Annotated in this window: 25 protein-coding genes and 1 tRNA gene; 13 read left to right on the top strand and 13 right to left on the bottom strand. The window is 67.1% G+C overall.

Annotated elements, in window-relative coordinates:
- Window positions 1–4: 4 nt before the first annotated feature.
- The 4 genes from ASF26_RS06955 to ASF26_RS06940 form a co-directional block, all read right to left on the bottom strand.
- Window positions 5–604, bottom strand: a complete 600-nt coding sequence (locus ASF26_RS06955) for a hypothetical protein (RefSeq protein ID WP_056251334.1) — start codon at window positions 602–604, stop codon at window positions 5–7.
- Window positions 605–655: 51 nt separating this feature from the next.
- Window positions 656–901, bottom strand: coding sequence for a hypothetical protein (locus ASF26_RS06950; protein WP_056251331.1), 246 nt, complete (start codon window positions 899–901; stop codon window positions 656–658).
- Window positions 902–927: 26 nt separating this feature from the next.
- The gene (locus tag ASF26_RS06945; RefSeq protein WP_056251328.1) at window positions 928–2607 is read right to left on the bottom strand and encodes an AAA family ATPase; all 1680 of its coding nucleotides are present in this window, start codon (window positions 2605–2607) and stop codon (window positions 928–930) included.
- A 185-nt stretch (window positions 2608–2792) separates the two neighbouring features.
- Complete coding sequence (locus ASF26_RS06940) at window positions 2793–3086, bottom strand: helix-turn-helix transcriptional regulator (RefSeq protein WP_056251325.1); 294 nt, start codon at window positions 3084–3086, stop codon at window positions 2793–2795.
- Between the two features lie 137 nt (window positions 3087–3223).
- On the opposite strand from ASF26_RS06940, the gene ASF26_RS06935 reads away from it, so the two are divergent.
- The 10 genes from ASF26_RS06935 to ASF26_RS06900 all read left to right on the top strand — a co-directional run bounded on the left by ASF26_RS06935 (window position 3224) and on the right by ASF26_RS06900 (window position 6600).
- Entirely contained in the window at window positions 3224–3445 is a 222-nt protein-coding gene (locus ASF26_RS06935) for a hypothetical protein (RefSeq protein ID WP_056251323.1), read from the top strand.
- Window positions 3442–3741 (top strand): hypothetical protein, encoded by a 300-nt coding sequence (locus tag ASF26_RS06930; protein ID WP_056251320.1) that lies wholly within the window; start codon window positions 3442–3444, stop codon window positions 3739–3741. The genes ASF26_RS06935 and ASF26_RS06930 overlap by 4 nt, the downstream gene beginning before the upstream one ends.
- 2 nt (window positions 3742–3743) lie before the next feature.
- Window positions 3744–3917 carry a hypothetical protein gene (locus ASF26_RS22575; protein ID WP_156462900.1) on the top strand — a complete coding sequence of 58 codons (174 nt, stop codon included), beginning with the start codon at window positions 3744–3746 and terminating at the stop codon, window positions 3915–3917.
- Between the two features lie 30 nt (window positions 3918–3947).
- On the top strand, window positions 3948–4103 hold the full coding sequence (locus tag ASF26_RS22570; protein ID WP_156462899.1) for a hypothetical protein: 156 nt from the start codon (window positions 3948–3950) through the stop codon (window positions 4101–4103).
- A complete protein-coding gene (locus tag ASF26_RS06925; RefSeq protein ID WP_056251317.1) occupies window positions 4100–4330 on the top strand; it encodes a hypothetical protein in 231 nt (76 codons plus the stop codon). The genes ASF26_RS22570 and ASF26_RS06925 overlap by 4 nt, the downstream gene beginning before the upstream one ends.
- Window positions 4327–4761 carry a hypothetical protein gene (locus ASF26_RS06920; protein ID WP_056251313.1) on the top strand — a complete coding sequence of 145 codons (435 nt, stop codon included), beginning with the start codon at window positions 4327–4329 and terminating at the stop codon, window positions 4759–4761. Before ASF26_RS06925 ends, ASF26_RS06920 begins: the two co-directional genes overlap by 4 nt.
- The gene (locus ASF26_RS06915; protein ID WP_056251407.1) at window positions 4758–4952 is read left to right on the top strand and encodes a hypothetical protein; all 195 of its coding nucleotides are present in this window, start codon (window positions 4758–4760) and stop codon (window positions 4950–4952) included. The genes ASF26_RS06920 and ASF26_RS06915 overlap by 4 nt, the downstream gene beginning before the upstream one ends.
- A gap of 62 nt (window positions 4953–5014) precedes the next feature.
- On the top strand, window positions 5015–5806 hold the full coding sequence (locus ASF26_RS06910; RefSeq protein WP_056251309.1) for a hypothetical protein: 792 nt from the start codon (window positions 5015–5017) through the stop codon (window positions 5804–5806).
- Window positions 5807–5882: 76 nt separating this feature from the next.
- Window positions 5883–6104, top strand: a complete 222-nt coding sequence (locus ASF26_RS06905) for a hypothetical protein (protein WP_244475855.1) — start codon at window positions 5883–5885, stop codon at window positions 6102–6104.
- A gap of 34 nt (window positions 6105–6138) precedes the next feature.
- The gene (locus ASF26_RS06900; RefSeq protein WP_056251302.1) at window positions 6139–6600 is read left to right on the top strand and encodes a hypothetical protein; all 462 of its coding nucleotides are present in this window, start codon (window positions 6139–6141) and stop codon (window positions 6598–6600) included.
- Between the two features lie 333 nt (window positions 6601–6933).
- Here the strand turns inward: ASF26_RS06900 and ASF26_RS06895 are convergent.
- From ASF26_RS06895 to ASF26_RS06885, 3 genes are all read right to left on the bottom strand, one after another.
- Window positions 6934–7008: transfer RNA gene (locus ASF26_RS06895), tRNA-Gly, on the bottom strand.
- 129 nt (window positions 7009–7137) lie between these two features.
- Window positions 7138–7617 (bottom strand): NUDIX domain-containing protein, encoded by a 480-nt coding sequence (locus tag ASF26_RS06890; protein WP_056251299.1) that lies wholly within the window; start codon window positions 7615–7617, stop codon window positions 7138–7140.
- Window positions 7614–8312 (bottom strand): fumarylacetoacetate hydrolase family protein, encoded by a 699-nt coding sequence (locus ASF26_RS06885; RefSeq protein WP_056251296.1) that lies wholly within the window; start codon window positions 8310–8312, stop codon window positions 7614–7616. Before ASF26_RS06885 ends, ASF26_RS06890 begins: the two co-directional genes overlap by 4 nt.
- Window positions 8313–8480: 168 nt before the next feature.
- On the opposite strand from ASF26_RS06885, the gene ASF26_RS06880 reads away from it, so the two are divergent.
- The 3 genes from ASF26_RS06880 (at window position 8481) to ASF26_RS06870 (ending at window position 11892) form a co-directional block, all read left to right on the top strand.
- Complete coding sequence (locus ASF26_RS06880; protein WP_082477547.1) at window positions 8481–9926, top strand: FAD-binding oxidoreductase; 1446 nt, start codon at window positions 8481–8483, stop codon at window positions 9924–9926.
- Window positions 9927–10241: 315 nt separating this feature from the next.
- A complete protein-coding gene (locus ASF26_RS06875; RefSeq protein ID WP_026175995.1) occupies window positions 10242–10535 on the top strand; it encodes a DUF2218 domain-containing protein in 294 nt (97 codons plus the stop codon).
- Between the two features lie 91 nt (window positions 10536–10626).
- Window positions 10627–11892: an aminopeptidase gene (locus tag ASF26_RS06870; protein ID WP_056251288.1), complete on the top strand. Its 1266-nt coding sequence runs from the start codon at window positions 10627–10629 to the stop codon at window positions 11890–11892.
- Window positions 11893–11920: 28 nt separating this feature from the next.
- Here the strand turns inward: ASF26_RS06870 and ASF26_RS06865 are convergent, their stop codons facing one another.
- The 6 genes from ASF26_RS06865 to ASF26_RS06840 all read right to left on the bottom strand — a co-directional run bounded on the left by ASF26_RS06865 (window position 11921) and on the right by ASF26_RS06840 (window position 17378).
- On the bottom strand, window positions 11921–12649 hold the full coding sequence (locus ASF26_RS06865; RefSeq protein WP_056251283.1) for a DUF1223 domain-containing protein: 729 nt from the start codon (window positions 12647–12649) through the stop codon (window positions 11921–11923).
- A 40-nt stretch (window positions 12650–12689) separates the two neighbouring features.
- Complete coding sequence (locus ASF26_RS06860; RefSeq protein ID WP_056251280.1) at window positions 12690–13694, bottom strand: lipid A biosynthesis lauroyl acyltransferase; 1005 nt, start codon at window positions 13692–13694, stop codon at window positions 12690–12692.
- A 97-nt stretch (window positions 13695–13791) separates the two neighbouring features.
- Window positions 13792–14817, bottom strand: coding sequence for a zinc-binding dehydrogenase (locus tag ASF26_RS06855; RefSeq protein WP_056251277.1), 1026 nt, complete (start codon window positions 14815–14817; stop codon window positions 13792–13794).
- Between the two features lie 209 nt (window positions 14818–15026).
- A complete protein-coding gene (locus ASF26_RS06850; RefSeq protein WP_056251272.1) occupies window positions 15027–15302 on the bottom strand; it encodes an SH3 domain-containing protein in 276 nt (91 codons plus the stop codon).
- A 13-nt stretch (window positions 15303–15315) separates the two neighbouring features.
- Window positions 15316–16080 (bottom strand): SDR family oxidoreductase, encoded by a 765-nt coding sequence (locus ASF26_RS06845; protein WP_056251268.1) that lies wholly within the window; start codon window positions 16078–16080, stop codon window positions 15316–15318.
- Window positions 16077–17378: a beta-ketoacyl-ACP synthase gene (locus ASF26_RS06840; RefSeq protein ID WP_056251265.1), complete on the bottom strand. Its 1302-nt coding sequence runs from the start codon at window positions 17376–17378 to the stop codon at window positions 16077–16079. Before ASF26_RS06840 ends, ASF26_RS06845 begins: the two co-directional genes overlap by 4 nt.
- Window positions 17379–17402 lie beyond the last annotated feature (24 nt).

Raw genomic sequence — 17402 nt, 5'->3', positions numbered from 1 at the left:
GACGTCACTTCTTCCCGGCGGCATGGGCGTCGCAGCAGGCCTTCGACCAGCCTCCGTGCCGGATCCGACCAGGCGCTCCGCACGTCTCGCAGATGAAGGCCGACAGGTGCTCTACGCAGTCAACTATAGTGTTGACTTCATTGCGCATCGCCTTCCTAGTCTTGCCTTCGATTGAGTAATACCATCGCGCTTGCGCAAACTTTTCCTTCGTCTGCGTCGTGCGGAATCCCGTCGCGCCGGCCTCGGAGATCAGGCTCGCGCCCGCTTCCCATAGCCAACGCCACCCGCCACCCGAGTACGGTCCGCCGTCCTCGAACGTCCTCGGGTGGCGCGCCCGCAGGGTGGCGTCCCAGTCGTCCGGGACGACGGCGCGGCCGGTCTGCCAGCGCAGGGCGAGGGTGCGCGCCAGGACGCGGAGGACGTCCTGCGCGGGGGGCGGCGCCACTGTCCTGCCGTCGTCCTGCCGGGGGAGCACGCTGCCGCCCGTCCACGTCACGAGGGGGCCGTGAGGGCTCGGGCTGACGCCCGTGGGGGCGACGTCGGCGTGGCCCGGATGGCGGCACACGGCGTCGTCGGCGATGGTGCGAAATTCGTCGATGAGCATGGGAAGATCTCCTGGGATGCGGATTGGGCAGAGGGGGGCCGCGCGCGGATTTCACGCCCTGTCTCCGCGCGTGCCCGGCAGGGCGTCGACGAGGCGGACGACGCCCTGGACGAGGCGGTCGACGTCGCAGGGCCCGAGGCGGCCGAGGGCCTGCGCCCGCCGCGCCAGGTGAAGTACAGACAGGCCTGAGAGCTCGGCCTCCAAGCGGAGGTCGCTCGTCTCCCGGCGCGCGCGCAGGGAGAGGATCGCCTCGTCGAGGGAGGCGGCCGGGGCGGCATTCGGGCGTGCGTCGGACATAGAGGGTCTCCTTCAGTGATGAGGTGTCAGTGGCGACGGGCGAGGGTCTCGCGGCCGTCGAGAAGCGTCGTCACGGCGCGGCGGAGCGGGCGCAGGCTGCCCCCCTTCCACACGCGCGCCAGCAGATGCAGCTCGTCGCCGTCGAGGTCGGGGAGCCAGCCGGCGTCGAGGCCACGCTCGTCGCGGAGCTCGGCGACGAGGTTGGCCGCCGCGACGGGGAGGTCCTCGGCCCTGGGAAGGCCGACGTGCACGACGCGGAAGCGGTCCAGGAGGGGGCCGGGGACGCCTCCCGTCCCGTTGGCCGTCGCCAGGAACTGGGTGCCGCTCAGATCGGCGTTCGTTTCCAGATAGACCTCGTGAAAGGCGCGGCTCCCTGCCGGCTCCAGCAGGGCGATCAGGGAGTCCGTGAGGCGCCCGTTCTCCGACCTCGTACCCGCCTTCTCGATCTCGTCGATGATGATTACGGGGTTGGCGACGCGGAGCCGCTGGATCGTCTGCAACGGGACGCTTGCGCGCCCCGTGCTCCACTGGCGCGAGGTTCCTCCGAACGCGGCGTCGGCGACGCCGGCGGCGTTGTAGAGGACGCACGGGATCCCGGCCGCCTCGCAGAACGCCTGCAGGTAGCTCGTCTTCCCACTGCCCGGCGGCGACACCGCGAGAGTGTTCCGCAGCCGGGCTACACCCCCGTTGGCGAGGTCCCGCAGCAGCAGCGCGGTGAGGTCCGTGAACCACGGGAACCGCGCGTCGAGCAGCTTGCCGACGGCCACGACGTCGACGCCATGGACGAGCGGCAGGGCCTCCCCGGCGAGCGTGTTGAACTCCGCGCGCGGCGTGGACCCCCGCGACGTCCGCGATGAGCCCGTGGTCTCGGAACCGGGTAGGTGGTCCAAGGCCCCCTTGGCTAGGACGACGAGCGTCGGGGTGGCGCGCGCCGCCCGGTCCCTCCAGCCTCCGTCGCCGAGGGGCCAGTCCAGCTGCGCCAGCGCGGCGAGGCCGTCCGCCTGCGCGTCGACCCAGTCCTTGGCGGTGCCGCCGGCGCCACCGCGGGCGAGGTCCTCCTCGACGCCGATCTGCCGGTGCGCCGCCGCGATGATCGCGAGCGTCTCGGCGAATCGGGCCACGTGGTTGTCGTACGGCGCCAGGCTGCTGGCCTGGTCCTCGGAAACGTACCCCGCCTCGTCCAGCTCCTCCGTGGCGTCGCTGCAGTATCGAAGGGCGTTCCGCAGGGCGAGCCAAGCGGCGGCGTGATGCCCGTTGGAGGCCGACGCCAGCGCCAGGCGCAAGCAGATCGAGCTGCAGCACGCCGCCGCCTTGGCGGACCCCAGCGCCGCCTGTGCGAAAAGCAGGTCATCCGCCAGCAGCGCCGCGGCGTTCCGGCTCGCGTCCGAGGTGGTCTCCGCGTTGGCGTGCCCGCGCAGCGCCGCCTCCGCCTTCTGCAGGGAGGCGATGCTGACGTCCCGCCGGGTCTGCCCGAGCTGCCGGACTAGCGCGGCCGGGAGCCGGGGCTCCTCGCCGAGGAACCGGGCGAGAGCCAGGCCGGCGTCGACGCGGGCGTCGTACCGCACGTGCTCGCCGCCGAACGCCTTCGCACGCGACCCGATGGGAGCCTCGGGCTGGCGGGGCCCCGTCAGGGCGGTGGAGTCGAGGAGCGTGGCACGGGCGGCCTGGACGGCAGCGGCGCGCGCCCGAGAGGCGTCGTCGGTCATGGGGATCTCGCTGGAACGGGAGTGCACGCGGGGCGCGCCGAGCAGGGCTCAGGCGGCGGGGCGATGCATCCGTTTCGAGCGAGGGAAGGTCATGGCGAGAACTCCGGTGTGACCCCTATGTGCGCCAAGCCGGCTCAGGGTGCAAGGGATGTGCAGCCGTTGCGGACCGAGTGGGGTTCCTAAGGTTAACCAAGCCCTAGCGCCGCCTTCAGCACCGGGCTGCTATCGGCCTCCTCGTCCTGCGCGATGAGGTCGTCGAGGCTGGGCCGGCCCTGGTTGTACGTCGACAGCCGCAGGTCCAGCCCAAGCACATGGAGGCATCGCAACACGCGGTGCATCGATGGCTCCATGCTGTCACCGCGCTCGAAGCGGGACACCCACTCGACGCTTACGTCGGCCTTGGCCGCGAGGGCCCGCTGCGAGAGGCGGCGATGGCGGCGGGCGGTGGCGAGGGACTCGCCGAGTTCGAAGATGCTCATGGCCGAAGCCTACCCGATCGGCATGCAAGGAACCCCCTGCGACTCAGCCGGCTGCGCGAATTTTTGGACGCCGTCCAGTGGAAATCTTCGGGGCGTGGCAGACTGCTGTTCTGCACGGATTCGATGGGGGAAATGGGATGGCGCAGGTCAAGGAGCTGGGTGGCGAGGCGCCCAAGCGCCACGTCGCGATTGAGGACGACATCGCCGCGGTGCGGGCCGCCCTGCGCGAGGCCGAGGCCTGCACGGACCCCGACGACATCGATGGGATGACGCTCGTCCGGGCGCTCCGGGACAGCCTCGACGGCCTGCTCGCCGAGCAGCGCCGGGCGGCCGAGGCCAAGGCACGGAGGCCGGCATGACCAAGTCTGAGCGTGGCATCCGCCGACAGCTCCGGCGTTCAGGCCTGTCGGCACACGCCATCCCGCGGACGGCCAGGCGCTTGGCGGCCCAAGCCGACTGCGACACCTCGGCCGGTACGCTGGAGGCGCTGATCTCACGCCGGACATGGCGGGAGGGAGATCCTGCGGCTGCGCATGCGGCTCAGCAGGGAGCGACCATGGGCGCGGCCTTCGCTCTCGGGATGCTCGACGCTGGTCGCTGGATGAGCACCGGGCTGCGCCGCCTTCAGGCTCATGTGAACGGACGGGATGCCTGACCATGCGCATCTACACCGAGACGCCCTTCCGCATGACGCCACCCCGGATGGCCGTGGTCATGCCGGGAGAGATGTCGTCCCTATGGGTTGCCTCCATCAACGGGCCGATCGCGAGGGAAGCCCTCGAAGCGATCGGCCTCCCCTCGGACAGCGAAGAGATCCGGATCGGGACCTAAGGCGACGTCGTCACCGTCAACGGCTCGAGGGTGACGCAGGGCGACGCCGTGATCGTCTACTGCGCCTGGCACTGCACCCCGAACGATTTCCGCGAGGACCCCTCCGAGGAATTCGTCCGCCAGGTTCGCCACGCCATCGCCGTCCGCCTCGGCATTGAGAGGCAGCTGCAGGGGCTACGGGCATGAGCGAGAGCATCCACATCGCCGGTCGCCGGATCCCCTTGAGGCGCATGGGCGTGCGCGAGGTGGTCGAGCGCATGGCACGATCCACCGAGCTCGCGGCCGAGTTCGATGTGACCTGCCGGGAGATGAGCCCGTTCGTCGCGTCGCTGGCCTTCCGCCGGCCCGACGACGCCGGCCCCAACCGCAAGACGCGCCGGGCCTCCGAGGCCAAGGCACGGAGGCGGGCATGACGAAGGCGACACTTACCCCCAACGGCGACGGTACATTCGCCTTGTCCACGGACAGGATGCACCTCAACCGCGTGGCTCTCCAGTCGCTGCGCGGGGTGGTGACCTGCCGAACCCTGCAGGCGACGGTCACCGGTAACGAGGGTTCGAAGGATGGGTCCTGGTCCGTCGCGCTCGCCGACTTGAAGCTCTCTGCCGACCCCGTCTTCAAGGTCGAGCCGACCTGCCCGCTCGCGGAGTACCTGAGGAAGCGCGTGCAGGCCGCCATCGACGCGGGCTCGTACACCCCGCCGGAGGGCCTCAACGCCGGGGACATCGTGGCCGGAATGACGTTCAGTCCGGTCGGATCGAAGACCTTCATCGGCGAGGGTGACGTCGAGCGGGTCGAGCGGGTCGAGCGGGTCGAGTTCGGCTACGTGCGAGACCTGTGGTGAGGCAGTCCACGATCGACGAGCTCGCCCGCGGCGCCACGAGGACCGTCGAGCGCATCATCGCCGCGGATCCCGGGGACGGCCCGGCCGCGCGGGAGTCCCGGATCCGGGACGCGCTCGCCCTGTGGATCGGGCACGCCGTGGAGCGCGAGGCCCGCAACGACCGGCGCCGCGTGGGACGCAGGCAGGCCTAAGGACGGGAGCCCTGGACGGGGCGTCGCCAGCCCGCGAGAGTGCCTCAACCTCGGGGGGGCACATGGCGAGACAGGACAAACGCGCGCGGCTGAAATCGATCGTCACGGACGGGACGATGGCGATCCCGGAGGTCGAGGGAGAGTGGCACCACGACCCCTATCGGACCCTCTGGGTCGAGGTCTCGAACCTCAAGATGGGTCAGGCCGTCTCCACGGACTACGGGACCATCAGCCGGACACCCCAGCTGTCCGGGATGGCCGCGATCCGGAGGGACACCGTCCGGCTCGCGGGATGGGGCGACACGTGCCGGGTCCTGCCCGTGACGATCCGGCCCGCCATCCCCCAGGAGGACGGCAACGGCTACACCCCGTTCACCGGCGTGCTCGGCTTCATCGCCGGTGACCGGGAGTTCAAGAGCGAGGACGCCTGGTTCCTGGAGTGCTGGATCCCCGAGATGGACATGGCCGCGATGCTCGCGGCCTACCGCGCTGGCGAGATGCCGTCGTTCCACCTCGGCGTGAAGCTCGATCTCTGGATCACGAAGGGCGACGAGCACACGCCGCCCGGCTACGGCGTCACTTGGTATCTGGCTCCCCATGCGGACAACGCGAGCGAGAGCCCAGAGGTGGCCCGCGGCACCGTCCGCCATCTCAGCTGGAGCGACGCGCCGCAGCCGAAGGTCGACGAGGATGATGGGGTGCCGGAACAGGGGCCGCCGCCTCAGGCTCCCGCGGATCCCGTCCCCAACCTGGATGCCGCCAATCTGACCGCAGCGATCGACCGCCTGCGTTCCACCGTTCTGCAGGTCGGCCTCGGCATCGCGGTCGCCCTGGTGGTCAGCTGGTTCGTCTGACCGAGGGCCGAAACGTCGCGTCCAGGGATCGACTCCCGCACCAATTTGTTCTCCATTCGTTCTCATGTGCGAATCAATGGAGGTGCTCGTGGACGAAATGGAGCGGGCGTACATGGAGGCCGCCGACGGCGACGCGAGGGACGCCCTGAGGAGGGCGCTCGGCGATGCCCTGACGGAGATGGCCGAGATCTCGGGGCAGGTCAGCCGCGGCTTCGTGCGGGCGCAGCGGCCGGCGGACCTGGCAAGGAAGCTCGGTCCGGAGCGCCGGGCCCGCGAGGCCGGCCGCTCCGCCGGCTGACGGGCGGTTAACGGCTCGCCCGCATCATGCGGGCATGTCCGACGTCAAACCCGAACCCGTCATCGAGACCTTCACCCGGGTCGACGCGCCCCCCGGCGAGATCGTGTTCACGCCCCTGCCGGTCGGCGAGCTCGCCGGGCACGCGCTGTTCCTGGCGTCCCAGCTGTCGAACGTGAACCGGAAGCGCGTGGCCAAGGAGGCCTGCGCGGCCTGGATCGCAACGTCGGATTGGTTCAGGCAGCAGACGCCGGACGCCCTCGTGGTGTGGTTCAAGCCCGGCCCCCCCGGGTACGACGGCGTGTACCTGACGCCCGAGAAGGGGGCCAAGAAGCTCAAGCCCGCCCCGGCCGTCATCCTGCTGCGCGACGGGGCCTACCGTCTCCTCGACAAGCGGGAGATCGCGGCCGCGGTCGGGCCGCTGCTGGAAGCCCAACCCGAGATCCTCGCGCCGCCGGATCCGGAGGACGCGAAGTATCTCGGCCGGCTCGCCCCCTGACGCAGGATTTAGCCGCCCGCGGGAATCCGGGTGGCCGGCGCTGAAATCCCTCGATCGGCTAAAAACCGTCTATGTGCGACAGCGCACACGAGGTCGGAAATTCCTGGCTTGGGACTGTCCACGGCGCGTGAGAGCGTCGGCCTGCAACCGAATGGCCGGTCCCGTTTCAATCGGGGCCTGCGATCGCCTTCCACCCTGCCGGGGGTCTCCCGGGCGGGGTTTTCGCACGTTTCGGGACCAATAACGGGACCAGGGGGCCAGGAACGCAAAAGGCCACCCGAAGGTGGCCTCTGCTAACGCGCTGTAATCGCGTTCTGATCTGTCCGAGTGAATTGGAGCGGGCGAAGGGATTCGAACCCTCGACCCCAACCTTGGCAAGGTTGTGCTCTACCCCTGAGCTACACCCGCTCACTATACCGCGCCGCTGAAGGAGAAGACCCGCCGGCGGCCCCGGACGGCGTCTCTAAACAACATTACGGCGGGCGTGGCAAGGGCTGTTTTGCGGTTCTTTTGCCGGCGGGCAACTTTCTCGCTTCCTCACCACGCGGCCGCCGGGGATCGCCCATGGGCGATCTCGCCGAGGCGCTCGCGCGTGGCCCGCGTGGTCCCTTCGGGCAGGGCGTCGAGCGCGAAGAAGTCGCATTGCGCGATCTCCCGGTCGGGAAACTTTGGTCCGAGGAGCGTGAAGGCTGGGGCGACGTAGACGACGATGTGGTCGCGGCCCGTGGCAGCGGTGCTGCGGAAAAATCCGTGCAGGCGCATCGTGTCCGCTTCCTCCACCACGATCTCGGCCTCCTCCCGTAACTCCCGGACCATGGCGTCGACGGCGTTCTCGCCGATCTCGACGCCACCGCCGGGCAAGTGCCATCCCGCCACATAGGTATGGCGCACGAGGCAGACGCGGCCCCGCGCGTCGAGGGCGACGCCACGCACGCCGAGAGTCATCCCCCGGGACGCGAGGGCGCCGAACTGGAACAGCCACTGGAAGAGCTGTCGGTCGAGGAGGGTTCCGATCATACGACGATGAGGCGGATGACGCCGAAGCCTTCGATGGCCGCCTCTATTGCCTGTCCGCGCTCGACCGCGCCGACGCCCGAAGGCGTGCCCGTGAAGATCAGGTCGCCGGGATGGAGCTCGAAATAGGTGGACAAGAGGGCGATCTGGTCGGCAATGGACCAGATCATCTCCGATAGGTCGCCGGCTTGACGGGAAATGTCGTCCACTGAGAGCACGATGGCGCCGCGCATCGGATGCCCGCGACCTTCTACCCGGTGGAGCGGTCCGATGGGGGCCGAGGCATCGGCTGACTTGGCGAGGTCCCACGGGCGGGCAAGGCGCTTTGCTTCGTCCTGAACATCGCGGCGGGTCATGTCGAGGCCGACGGCGTAGCCGTAGACGTGATCCAGCGCCTCAGTCGCGGGAATGTCCCGCCCGCCGCGTCCGAGAGCGGCCACGAGTTCCACCTCGAAATGGTAATTAGCGGTACGCGGCGGATAGGGATGATCCACCGCCTCCGAGCCCGGGACGATCTGAAGCGCGTCCGCCGGTTTCATGAAAAAGAACGGCGGCTCGCGCTCAGGATCCTTTCCCATTTCGCGGGCATGAGCGGCGTAGTTGCGCCCCACACAATAGACGCGGCGCACGGGGAAGAAGTCTTCGCTGCCGACGATAGGCAGGGCAATGCGGGGTGGGTTCGGGATCACGGACAGCATCGGTCTGGCGCCTCCTGATGGGTTTGCTCGGATCGGTTGCGGGGCAGCCCTGCGCCCTGCAAAGAGGGGTCACTATCATTATTATAGGAGGAGAGCCGCCCGCCGCCATCGTGCCGGTCCTGCCCTGACCCCTCGTGTTGCCCCTTCATCTCCTGCCCCGAGCTTTCCGTGAGCGCTTCCGCCGAATTCCTTTCTCGTCTCGCCGGTCGGTTGGGGGAGGAGCATGTCCTCACGGCGCCCGCTGACATCGCACCTCATCTCGTGGAATGGCGCGGCCTCTTCCGGGGGAGCGCAATCGCCGTCGTCCGTCCGGCCGATACCGGCGAGGTCGCCTTCGTCGTCGCGGCCTGCGCCGAAGCTGGAATCGCAATCGTTGCCCAGGGCGGCAATACCGGACTGGTGGGGGGCGGCGTGCCACAGGGCGGGATCGTCCTGTCCCTGTGTCGTCTCTCCCGCATTCGCGCCATCGACCGCCTGAGCGCCAGCATTACCGTCGAAGCCGGCGCCCTGCTCGCCGAGGTTCAGGCGGCGGCCGACGTGGAGGAAATGCTGTTTCCCCTTTCACTGCCTTCGGAAGGGTCGTGCACGATCGGCGGGAACCTCGCCACCAATGCCGGCGGGACCGGAGTCCTCGCCTACGGCAACACGCGCGATCTCGTGCTCGGCCTCGAAGTGGTGCTGGCTGATGGCCGAGTCTGGAACGGTCTGAGCGCACTGCGTAAGGACAATGCGGGCTACGACCTGAAACACCTCTTCGTCGGATCGGAAGGGACGCTGGGAATCATCACCGCGGCGGTGCTGAAGCTCTATCCCAAGCCCTCGTCGCGGGCGGTGGGTTTCGCTGGCTTGTCGTCCCCACACGCGGCTCTGACCCTTTTCGACAAGTTGAAGCGGACGGTCGGACGCGATCTCACGGCATTCGAGTACATTCCGCGCTTCGGCCTCGACATCGTGCTGAAACATAGGCCTGGATTTCTGCGCCCCCTTCCCGGCGACCATGCTGCCTACGCGCTCGTCCAGATGTCCACGACGCGCGCCGGGCCAGAGGCTTTGGGCGGCCTCGAGACGGCCCTCGCCGCTTCGATTGAGGATGGTCTCGTTGAAGATGCAGTCATCGGATTGAGCGAGACGCAGAACGCGAACTTATGGGCGCTTCGCGAAAACCTGTCCGACGTTCAGTCACTCGAAGGCGGTTCGATCAAGCACGACGTCTCGGTACCGCTCTCGCGTCTGGCCGACTTCCTGGATACGGCGATTGCAGCCTGCGAAGCCGAAATGCCGGGCCTGCGCGTCTGCGCGTTCGGGCATTTCGGCGACGGTAACATCCACTTCAACCTCAGCCAGCCTCTCGGCATGGAGAAGGCCGCTTTCCTCAAGCACTGGGCTCGCTTCAATAGGATCGTTCACGACATTGTGCATCACATGGGCGGGTCCATCGCCGCCGAGCATGGCATCGGCCTGATCAAGCGCGACGAACTGGGCCTTTACGGCGATCCAGTGGGCCTGGACCTGATGCGTCGGTTCAAGCTCGCCCTCGATCCGCACGATCTTCTAAACCCTGGGAAGATCGTAGCAATGTCGGCAAATCCACCTCCGGCGCTTCCTCCCGAATAGGATTCGGGGTCATGACCTTGCCTTTCGGGAGCGAACCGAACGCTCATCCGCATGTTACACAACCCCATTGTGCGACGCACAAGAAAGGATCACAATCCGTCTCGCGACGCGCCATAAACCGGGTTTGAATTCCGATTTAAATCGTTGTCGCGGTGAGAGTGCTGCTTGAGTGCACTGCAGCGTCTTATGGAGGCGTTAACGATATAGGCCCCTTCATGAGAGGCGGATCGTACCCTCAATGACGGCCTGCCCAGCCTGGCGACAACCATTTGCCGGCTGTGCTCTTGAATTACAGGGACCGAAGGAGACCAGACGATGCCGACCTCGCAGGCGAGAGTTCCTACTGCCGAGGCAAGCCGCTACCTGAAGCAGCTTTGCCGCCATTGGAGTCATAAGTTCCCCGTAGAGGCCACGGATGCGGCCGGTACGGTGCCGTTCGGCGAGGATCGCATTTGCACGTTCCAGGCAGAAGCCGATGCCCTGCTGATGCGTGTGGCGACCCCCGACCCGGCCGGTCTGACCCGTCTCGAAAACGTGGTGGCCGACCACCTCATGCGTTTTGCCTTCCGCGAGAATCTCGGCGAAATCACCTGGTCGCGCGCGGCCTGACCGCCCCGCGCTTGAAACCCCGCCACGAATTCCGATCTTGCTGAGCGTCGTCCCCGCAGCCTATGCGGGGTGGGGCTGAGGAGACAGGGTGATGACGACGAGCACTGGGGCTGACACGATCGCCCTCCCCTTCGACGAGCGGATCGGCCGCCTCGCCGAGGTGGCGGTCCGAATTGGGCTCGGGCTGAAGCATGGCCAGGAATTGGTGATGACCGCGCCGCTCGAAGCCGCGCCCCTCGCCCGCGCGATTACCACCGAAGCCTACAAGGCCGGCGCGTCCCTGGTGACAACCTTTTATTCCGACGATGCCGCAACCCTGGCTCGTTTCGCTCACGCGCCTGACGACGCGTTCGATACTGCGGCGGGCTGGCTTTACGGCGGTATGGCCGAAGCCTTCCGCAACGGGGCCGCGAGGCTGGCGATCGCCGGAGATGATCCATCCTTGCTGGCCGGCCAGGATTCGCAGAAGGTCGCCCGCGCCAATCGCTCGCGCTCGAAGGCCTATGTGCCGGCCCTCGAGCTTATCGCCAACTTCGCCACCAACTGGACGATCGTCTCGGCGGCGACCCGCCCGTGGGCGCGGACCGTCTTCCCGGATTGCCCGGAGGACGAGGCGCTGACACGCCTGTGGGACGCGATTTTCGCCGCGTCCCGGGTCGACGGAGACGATCCGGTGGGCCAGTGGAAGGCGCATAACGATGCTCTCCACGCCCGCACCAAAATCCTCAATCAGCATCGCTTCGCGGCTGTGCGGTTTCAAGGGCCGGATACCGACCTCACCGTCGGCCTCGCTGACGATCACGAATGGTGCGGCGGTGCATCCGTCTCGCGCAGCGGCATCTTGTGTAATGCCAACATTCCCACCGAGGAGGTGTTCACCACGCCGCACAAGTTGCGGGTGGACGGCTATGTGGCAAGCACCAAGCCCCTGTCTTACCAGGGCACGTTGATCGACGGTATCCGGGTTCGGTTTGAAGAGGGGCGTATCGTCGAGGCGACGGCTCGTACGGGAAGCGACGTCCTCGCGCGGGTGCTCGACACGGACGAGGGTTCCCGCCGTCTCGGCGAGGTCGCCCTGGTGCCGGCCTCGTCCGCCATTTCGGCATCCGGACTGCTGTTTTACAACACCCTGTACGACGAGAACGCCGCAAGCCACATTGCTCTGGGGCAGGCGTACAGCAAATGTTTCCTCAATGGTGGAGAAGGCTTCAGTGAGGACGACGTCGCGGCACGTGGCGCAAACCGTAGCCTGATCCATATCGACTGGATGATCGGCTCTGCCGACATTGATGTCGACGGACTTACTGCCGAAGGGCGCGCGGTACCGGTGATGCGCGCGGGGGAATGGATCGGCTGAGGCACCGAAGGCGGGAAGTGGCCGTGGCTCAGAAGCCGGGACCCTTCGTGGCACCGAGAATCCGAGCGGGATGGGCCAGCGTCCCGCTCTGGAGTACGACCACGTAACCGTCGGCATTGCCCGAGCGAACGAGGGTGCGCGGGAGTTCGAAATGCGTGGCTTGGCCCGTCCAGGCTCCGACCCGATGCATCCCGCGCACCACGTTGACGTAATCCACCACCTGCCCCTTGTTCTCGCCGTGCGCGACGGCTGTCCGGTGCCTGCGCAGGATTGGCAGCAGCCAGAGCTCGCCGGTGCCGCGTCCGGCGCCGATATCGATGGCGATACGGTTCCCCTGGTCCGTTGCCTTCACCGATACGATGAGGCCGCTCGATTGTCGTGCCGCACGAAGGCTGCGGTCCAGGAATGCCCGGTCCGACCGGACCGGGGACGGCTCGCCGTTGATGATGGCCTGGGGCGTAAAGAGTTGGCGCTCACCGTGGCTGAGAGCATAGGCGCGCTGGCGCTCGGTGAACGCCGGAATCGCGAACTCGTCCTTCCAGCCGAGATAGTCCCAGTAGGTGACCGGCATTGTCAGGGCGATGACGTCGGGCTGCTGAGCGTACTCTCCCATCATCCGGGAGGCCTGCTGGCAGGCGCCGCAACCTTGGCTGGTGAAGAGTTCGATCACCGCGCGGGGCGGCTCGGCGCGAGCCGGACCCACCATGTGCGTCAGGACAATGGTCAGCGCGAGGAGGCTTGGCGCGGAGCGGCGCATGCGTGAAGCGGATCGGCCCATATACCTATGTGACAGCGCCTCAGCCTGGAACGGAAGACACGTTGTCTCGATGGGCCGTGGATGAGTCCGACTGTGTCGGCGGGGCAACCTTGGGTTTTGGCAGCATGTTCGGGCGCCAGCGCCTGTGCATCCAGAGCCACTGGCCGGGATTGTCCCGGACCCATTGCTCGACCACGCGGGTCATCGCCTGCATCGCGCCCTGGACGTCGATCTCGCCTTTGGCATCACGGGGCAGATCGAGGGGTGGGGTGAGTTCTAGATGAAAGCGGGCATTGTCCTTGCGCACCACGCGGACCCCGTGAACGGGGCATTCGTAATGCTTGGCGAGCTTGGCGAGCAAAGGGTTCACCAGAACGGGTCGGCCGAAGAACTCCACCACCACACCGCGGGTGAAATGCTGATCGATGAGCTGGCCGAGATGGCCGCCGCGTTCCACGACGCCCTGCATCGAAAATACGGCGCCTTGCCCCGCTGCCGCCAACCCGCCCATGGTCTCGCGGCGCACCTCGGCGACGAGGCGGGCTGAGGCGATGTCGTTGGGGGGGCGAAAGATCGCCGTAGCCTCAAGCCCGTAGCGAGCGGCGCAGATCGCTGGCAATTCCCAATTTGCGAGGTGGGCAGCGAAGATGAGACCCGGCTTGCCGTCGTCGCGCAAGGCCTCGAAATGTTCGGCGCCGGCAACGGTCATCCGCTGACTCGCCGGATCGTCGGGGTCGATATCGAACAGGGTGGCGAGATGGGCGTATTCTGCCCCCGTCCGGCCGAGATTGTCCCAAGCTTGGGTCGCGAGCGCCCTGATCGCGGCCTCATCCTTCTCGGGGTAAGCAGCACGCAGATTCGCCAATGCGATACGGTTCGCCGGCAGGATCGGCCCCACCCTTCGCGCAATCGCCCCGCCAGTCCGGCTCGCCCGCTCGGTCCCCAGCATCCGCGCTAACCAGAACAGGCAGCGGACCAGCGGAATCATGGCAATCCCCGCCATCCGGGGCAGATGGCGGTTCAGGACGAGGGCAAGACGCAGCACGAGACTATCCGGAAGTGGCTATCATGCTCGTGTAGAACATTTTTTGGAGAAGTGGCAGCCTGAGGTGAATGCGAGTCATGCTTGCCCCAACGATAGGTCAGTCGATCGCCACCAGGATCTTACCGAACACCTTACGCGATTCCAGGCGTTCCAGCCCCTGTGAAAAGTCCCCGAGGGGGAGGACCGTGTCCACCACCGGCGTGATCCCGTCCGCCATCTTCGCCAGGGACTGGCGGATGTTGGCCATGGAGCACCCGAAGGAGCCGGTGATGCGGTACTGCTGCTGGAACAACTGCATCAGGTTCATAGTGGTGGAGACGCCGGAGGTGGAGCCGCAGGTGACGAGGCGGCCGCCTCGCTTGAGGCAAAGGAGCGAGCCGTTCCAAGTGTCAGGACCGACATGCTCGAACACCACATCGACGCCCTTTCGCTTAGTCAGGCGGCGAACCTCACCCTCGAAGCGTTCGTTCTGATAATTGATCACGTGATCGGCGCCGAGGGCTTTTGCCATCTCGCCTTTCCTGTCGTCGCCTACCGTCGTGAACACGGTGCAGCCGATAGCCTTGGCCATCTTGATCGCGGCGGTGCCGATGCCCGAGCCACCGGCATGGACGAGGATGCTCTCGCCGGGTTCGAGCTTGGCATTGTCGAACAGCATGTGCTGAACGGTGCCGAAGGCGATCGGCGCACAGGCTGCATCGGTGAAGCTTACCCCATCGGGCACCTTTACCACGAGACGGGCCTGCATGGTGACGCGCTCGCGCGCGAACCCGTCGATATGGAAGCCCATGACGCCGGAGACGTCCTCACACAGGTTGTCGCGACCTTCCCGGCAGGCCTTGCAGCGGCCGCAGGTCTGCGCGCCGTACATCACCACGCGGTCGCCCTCGCGGAGATCCGTCACGCCCTCGCCGACGCAGACGATCTCGCCCGAGGCTTCGGCCCCCACCGTCAGAGGCATCTTGCGCTTGGCGAAGGCCATGCCGCGAAAGCCCCAGACATCGATGAAGTTCAAGCCCACGGCGCGCACGCGGATCTGAACCTCGCCCGGGCCGGGAGCGGCAGGCGGATCGACCTCGCCGAGGCGAAGGTCACGGTCACCGAAGAGTTGGAGGGCTTGCATCGGTCTCGTCTCTCGTCAGGCGCTTCGGACCCCGAGCCTCCTTCGCACCACCTCGTCCTGAGGCGCCCGCATCAGCAGGCCTCGAAGGGGGGCTCCAGGGCTCATGTGCCATCTGGAGCCCTCCTTGGAGGCCTCCGCAATAACTCCGCACCTCGGGGAAGAGGGATTGGAATGGATAGGCGGCCTTATCGACTGAAAGCCGTCCCGGCTCAATCCGGCGCAAGGTAGCGCCGCCGCGCCCAGCCAAGGATCGGGCCAGCCTTGACCCGGCACCATGTGAGGCCGCTCGGCGTCTCGTTGGTACAGCCGAAGCCGCGCAGGCGCGCCCCTTCCGGCGCTTGGCCAAGCACGGGCGCCGAGGCGTCCGGGGTCTCGCGGATGCTCAACCCGTCACCGCGCGGAAGCCCGTCGACGCGGAAAGCGCCGGTCTCGGCGAAGGCGGGAACCGCTTTCAGAGCCAGCGCGAGGATGAGGCGGAAGCGCATAGGATCATCCGCCTCAGGTCCGGTGAACACCCATCATCGCCGTCAGCCCGCCATCGACCGGCAGAACCGCGCCGGTGATGTAGGCTGCGGCATCTCCCATAAGGAAGGCCACGAGCGCCGCTACTTCCTCCGGCTTGGCGAAGCGTCCTGAGGGAATCTGTTTCTCCATGCCGTCACGATGCGCGGCATAGGGCGCCATCATCTCGGTATCGATGAAGCCCGGCGCAATGACGTTGACCGTCACCCCGCGCTTGGCTGATTCGATCGCCAACGTCCTGCAATAGGAGCTCAGCGCACCTTTCGTCGCCGCATAGGCAGCATTGCCTGGATTGGCCTGTAGAGCTGCCACCGAACCAATAGCGACGATGCGGCCGGAACGTCCTCGGATCATGCCGCGCACCAGTGCCTTCGCGATGCGGGTCAGCGACCAGAAGTTAACCTGCATCGCCGCTTCGGCCTTGTCTTGCGCCATCATCGCGGCCAACACGTCGTAGGATTGGCCCGCATTATGTACGAGGCCGTAGAACGCTTCCCCTTCCTGGGCCTCGCAGAAAGCCTCCAGGGCATCGCGATCGGCGAGGTCGAGAGGGTGGACGGTAATCGACCGTCCGGGATGGGTCTGACTGAGTTCGGCCATGAGGCGCTCCGCCGCATCGCCCGAGGAGCGATAGGTGAAGGCGACGTCGTAGCCGGCAGATACCAGTGCCCGCACGATGGCCGAGCCGAGCCCGGAGGCCCCCCCGGTGACGAGAACGCGCCGAGTGGTTTCCGTCGTCATACGGGCTCGTCCCCAAGGACGAGGCAGGTGTTCTGCCCGCCAAAGCCGAAGGAATTGGACAGAACGCGGCTGACCCGGGCGTCGCGGGCCGTGGTTACCACGTCGAGGGACAGGGCCGGGTCCGGGAGCGCATAGTTGATCGTCGGCGGGATGCGGCCATGGGCGATGGTGAGGAGCGAGATCACCGCCTCGATTGCCCCCGCGGCGGTCAGCGTATGGCCGATCATCGACTTGTTCGACGAAATCGGCAGGGTGCGGATCCGCTCACCGAACACGGCTGCGCAGCCCAATGCCTCCATCTTGTCGTTCTCCGGCGTTGACGTGCCGTGTGCATTGATCGTGTCGATGGAATCCGGCTCGGTGCCGGCATCGTCCAGGGCAGCGCGAATGGCGGCGATGCCAGGCGCACCGTCTGGGCTCGACCGGGTGCGGTGGAAGCCGTCGCCCTTCTCGCCGCAGCCGAGGACGTAGCCGAGGATCGTCGCACCCCGCGCCCGTGCGGATTCGGCATTCTCCAGGACAAGGGCAGCGGCCCCCTCCCCCATGACGAAACCGTCGCGATTCTTCGAGAAAGGCTTCGACGCCCCCTCCGGTGGATCGTTTTGGGTCGAGAGCGCGGAGAGCAGCGAGAAGCGGATCAGTGATTCCGGGTTCACCGAACCGTCAGTGCCGATGCAGAGAGCCGCCTGCATCTCGCCCCGCCGGATCGCCTCGACGCCAAGCTGGATCGCGGTGGCGCCAGAGGAACAGGCGGTGGACAGCGAGATCGGCGAACCCTTGGTGCCGAACCGGTCGGCAATGTTGTCGGCAACGGTAGCGAAGATGAAGAGATCGTGCCAGGCGTCGAACTGTCCGCTCGATGCCGCCCGCTGGAGGTCGGAATAGGTGATGTCGCCGTTCTGGCCGGACGCCTGTGCCAGGGACTGGCGCTGGGGCCATTCCATTTCCACAGGCGGTACGGCGATGAACAGCGCGCCGGGGAAATCACCCTTCGCACCAATGCCGGACTGGGTGATCGCTTCCTCGGCCGCTTCCTCGGCGAAGCGCTGCGACAATGCGGGCGCCACGAGTGGGTCGGTGTCGAGGAAATCCACCGTCCCGGCGATACGGGTGCGCAGGCCATCGGTGGAAAAACGGGCGATGCTGTGGATGCCGGACCGGCCGGCGGTGAGCGCAGCCCAATTGTCGGCCTGTCCCTGCCCGAGGGACGTGACGATGCCGAGGCCCGTCACTGCGACCAATGGCCGGCCATGGCTGTCTCGGAAGCTTCGTGAATCGCGGGGAGAGGAGTTCGTCATAGCGCCGTCTTGCTATCGTTCCGA

It is taken from the genome of Methylobacterium sp. Leaf93 (assembly GCF_001422345.1).
In the GTDB taxonomy this organism is placed as follows: domain Bacteria; phylum Pseudomonadota; class Alphaproteobacteria; order Rhizobiales; family Beijerinckiaceae; genus Methylobacterium; species Methylobacterium bullatum.
Note: the sequence above shows the minus strand (reverse complement) of the source record. Positions and strands in the feature narration are given on the sequence as shown.

Bases quoted from the DNA above. Each gene is read 5' to 3' on its own strand.
- ASF26_RS06955 (WP_056251334.1), bottom strand. From the start codon at position 604: ATGCTCATCGACGAATTTCGCACCATCGCCGACGACGCCGTGTGCCGC.
- ASF26_RS06950 (WP_056251331.1), bottom strand. From the start codon at position 901: ATGTCCGACGCACGCCCGAATGCCGCCCCGGCCGCCTCCCTCGACGAG.
- ASF26_RS06945 (WP_056251328.1), bottom strand. From the start codon at position 2,607: ATGACCGACGACGCCTCTCGGGCGCGCGCCGCTGCCGTCCAGGCCGCC.
- ASF26_RS06940 (WP_056251325.1), bottom strand. From the start codon at position 3,086: ATGAGCATCTTCGAACTCGGCGAGTCCCTCGCCACCGCCCGCCGCCAT.
- ASF26_RS06935 (WP_056251323.1), top strand. From the start codon at position 3,224: ATGGCGCAGGTCAAGGAGCTGGGTGGCGAGGCGCCCAAGCGCCACGTC.
- ASF26_RS06930 (WP_056251320.1), top strand. From the start codon at position 3,442: ATGACCAAGTCTGAGCGTGGCATCCGCCGACAGCTCCGGCGTTCAGGC.
- ASF26_RS22575 (WP_156462900.1), top strand. From the start codon at position 3,744: ATGCGCATCTACACCGAGACGCCCTTCCGCATGACGCCACCCCGGATG.
- ASF26_RS06925 (WP_056251317.1), top strand. From the start codon at position 4,100: ATGAGCGAGAGCATCCACATCGCCGGTCGCCGGATCCCCTTGAGGCGC.
- ASF26_RS06920 (WP_056251313.1), top strand. From the start codon at position 4,327: ATGACGAAGGCGACACTTACCCCCAACGGCGACGGTACATTCGCCTTG.
- ASF26_RS06910 (WP_056251309.1), top strand. From the start codon at position 5,015: ATGGCGAGACAGGACAAACGCGCGCGGCTGAAATCGATCGTCACGGAC.
- ASF26_RS06905 (WP_244475855.1), top strand. From the start codon at position 5,883: ATGGAGGTGCTCGTGGACGAAATGGAGCGGGCGTACATGGAGGCCGCC.
- ASF26_RS06900 (WP_056251302.1), top strand. From the start codon at position 6,139: ATGTCCGACGTCAAACCCGAACCCGTCATCGAGACCTTCACCCGGGTC.
- ASF26_RS06890 (WP_056251299.1), bottom strand. From the start codon at position 7,617: ATGATCGGAACCCTCCTCGACCGACAGCTCTTCCAGTGGCTGTTCCAG.
- ASF26_RS06885 (WP_056251296.1), bottom strand. From the start codon at position 8,312: ATGCTGTCCGTGATCCCGAACCCACCCCGCATTGCCCTGCCTATCGTC.
- ASF26_RS06875 (WP_026175995.1), top strand. From the start codon at position 10,242: ATGCCGACCTCGCAGGCGAGAGTTCCTACTGCCGAGGCAAGCCGCTAC.
- ASF26_RS06870 (WP_056251288.1), top strand. From the start codon at position 10,627: ATGACGACGAGCACTGGGGCTGACACGATCGCCCTCCCCTTCGACGAG.
- ASF26_RS06865 (WP_056251283.1), bottom strand. From the start codon at position 12,649: ATGCGCCGCTCCGCGCCAAGCCTCCTCGCGCTGACCATTGTCCTGACG.
- ASF26_RS06855 (WP_056251277.1), bottom strand. From the start codon at position 14,817: ATGCAAGCCCTCCAACTCTTCGGTGACCGTGACCTTCGCCTCGGCGAG.
- ASF26_RS06850 (WP_056251272.1), bottom strand. From the start codon at position 15,302: ATGCGCTTCCGCCTCATCCTCGCGCTGGCTCTGAAAGCGGTTCCCGCC.
- ASF26_RS06845 (WP_056251268.1), bottom strand. From the start codon at position 16,080: ATGACGACGGAAACCACTCGGCGCGTTCTCGTCACCGGGGGGGCCTCC.
- ASF26_RS06840 (WP_056251265.1), bottom strand. From the start codon at position 17,378: ATGACGAACTCCTCTCCCCGCGATTCACGAAGCTTCCGAGACAGCCAT.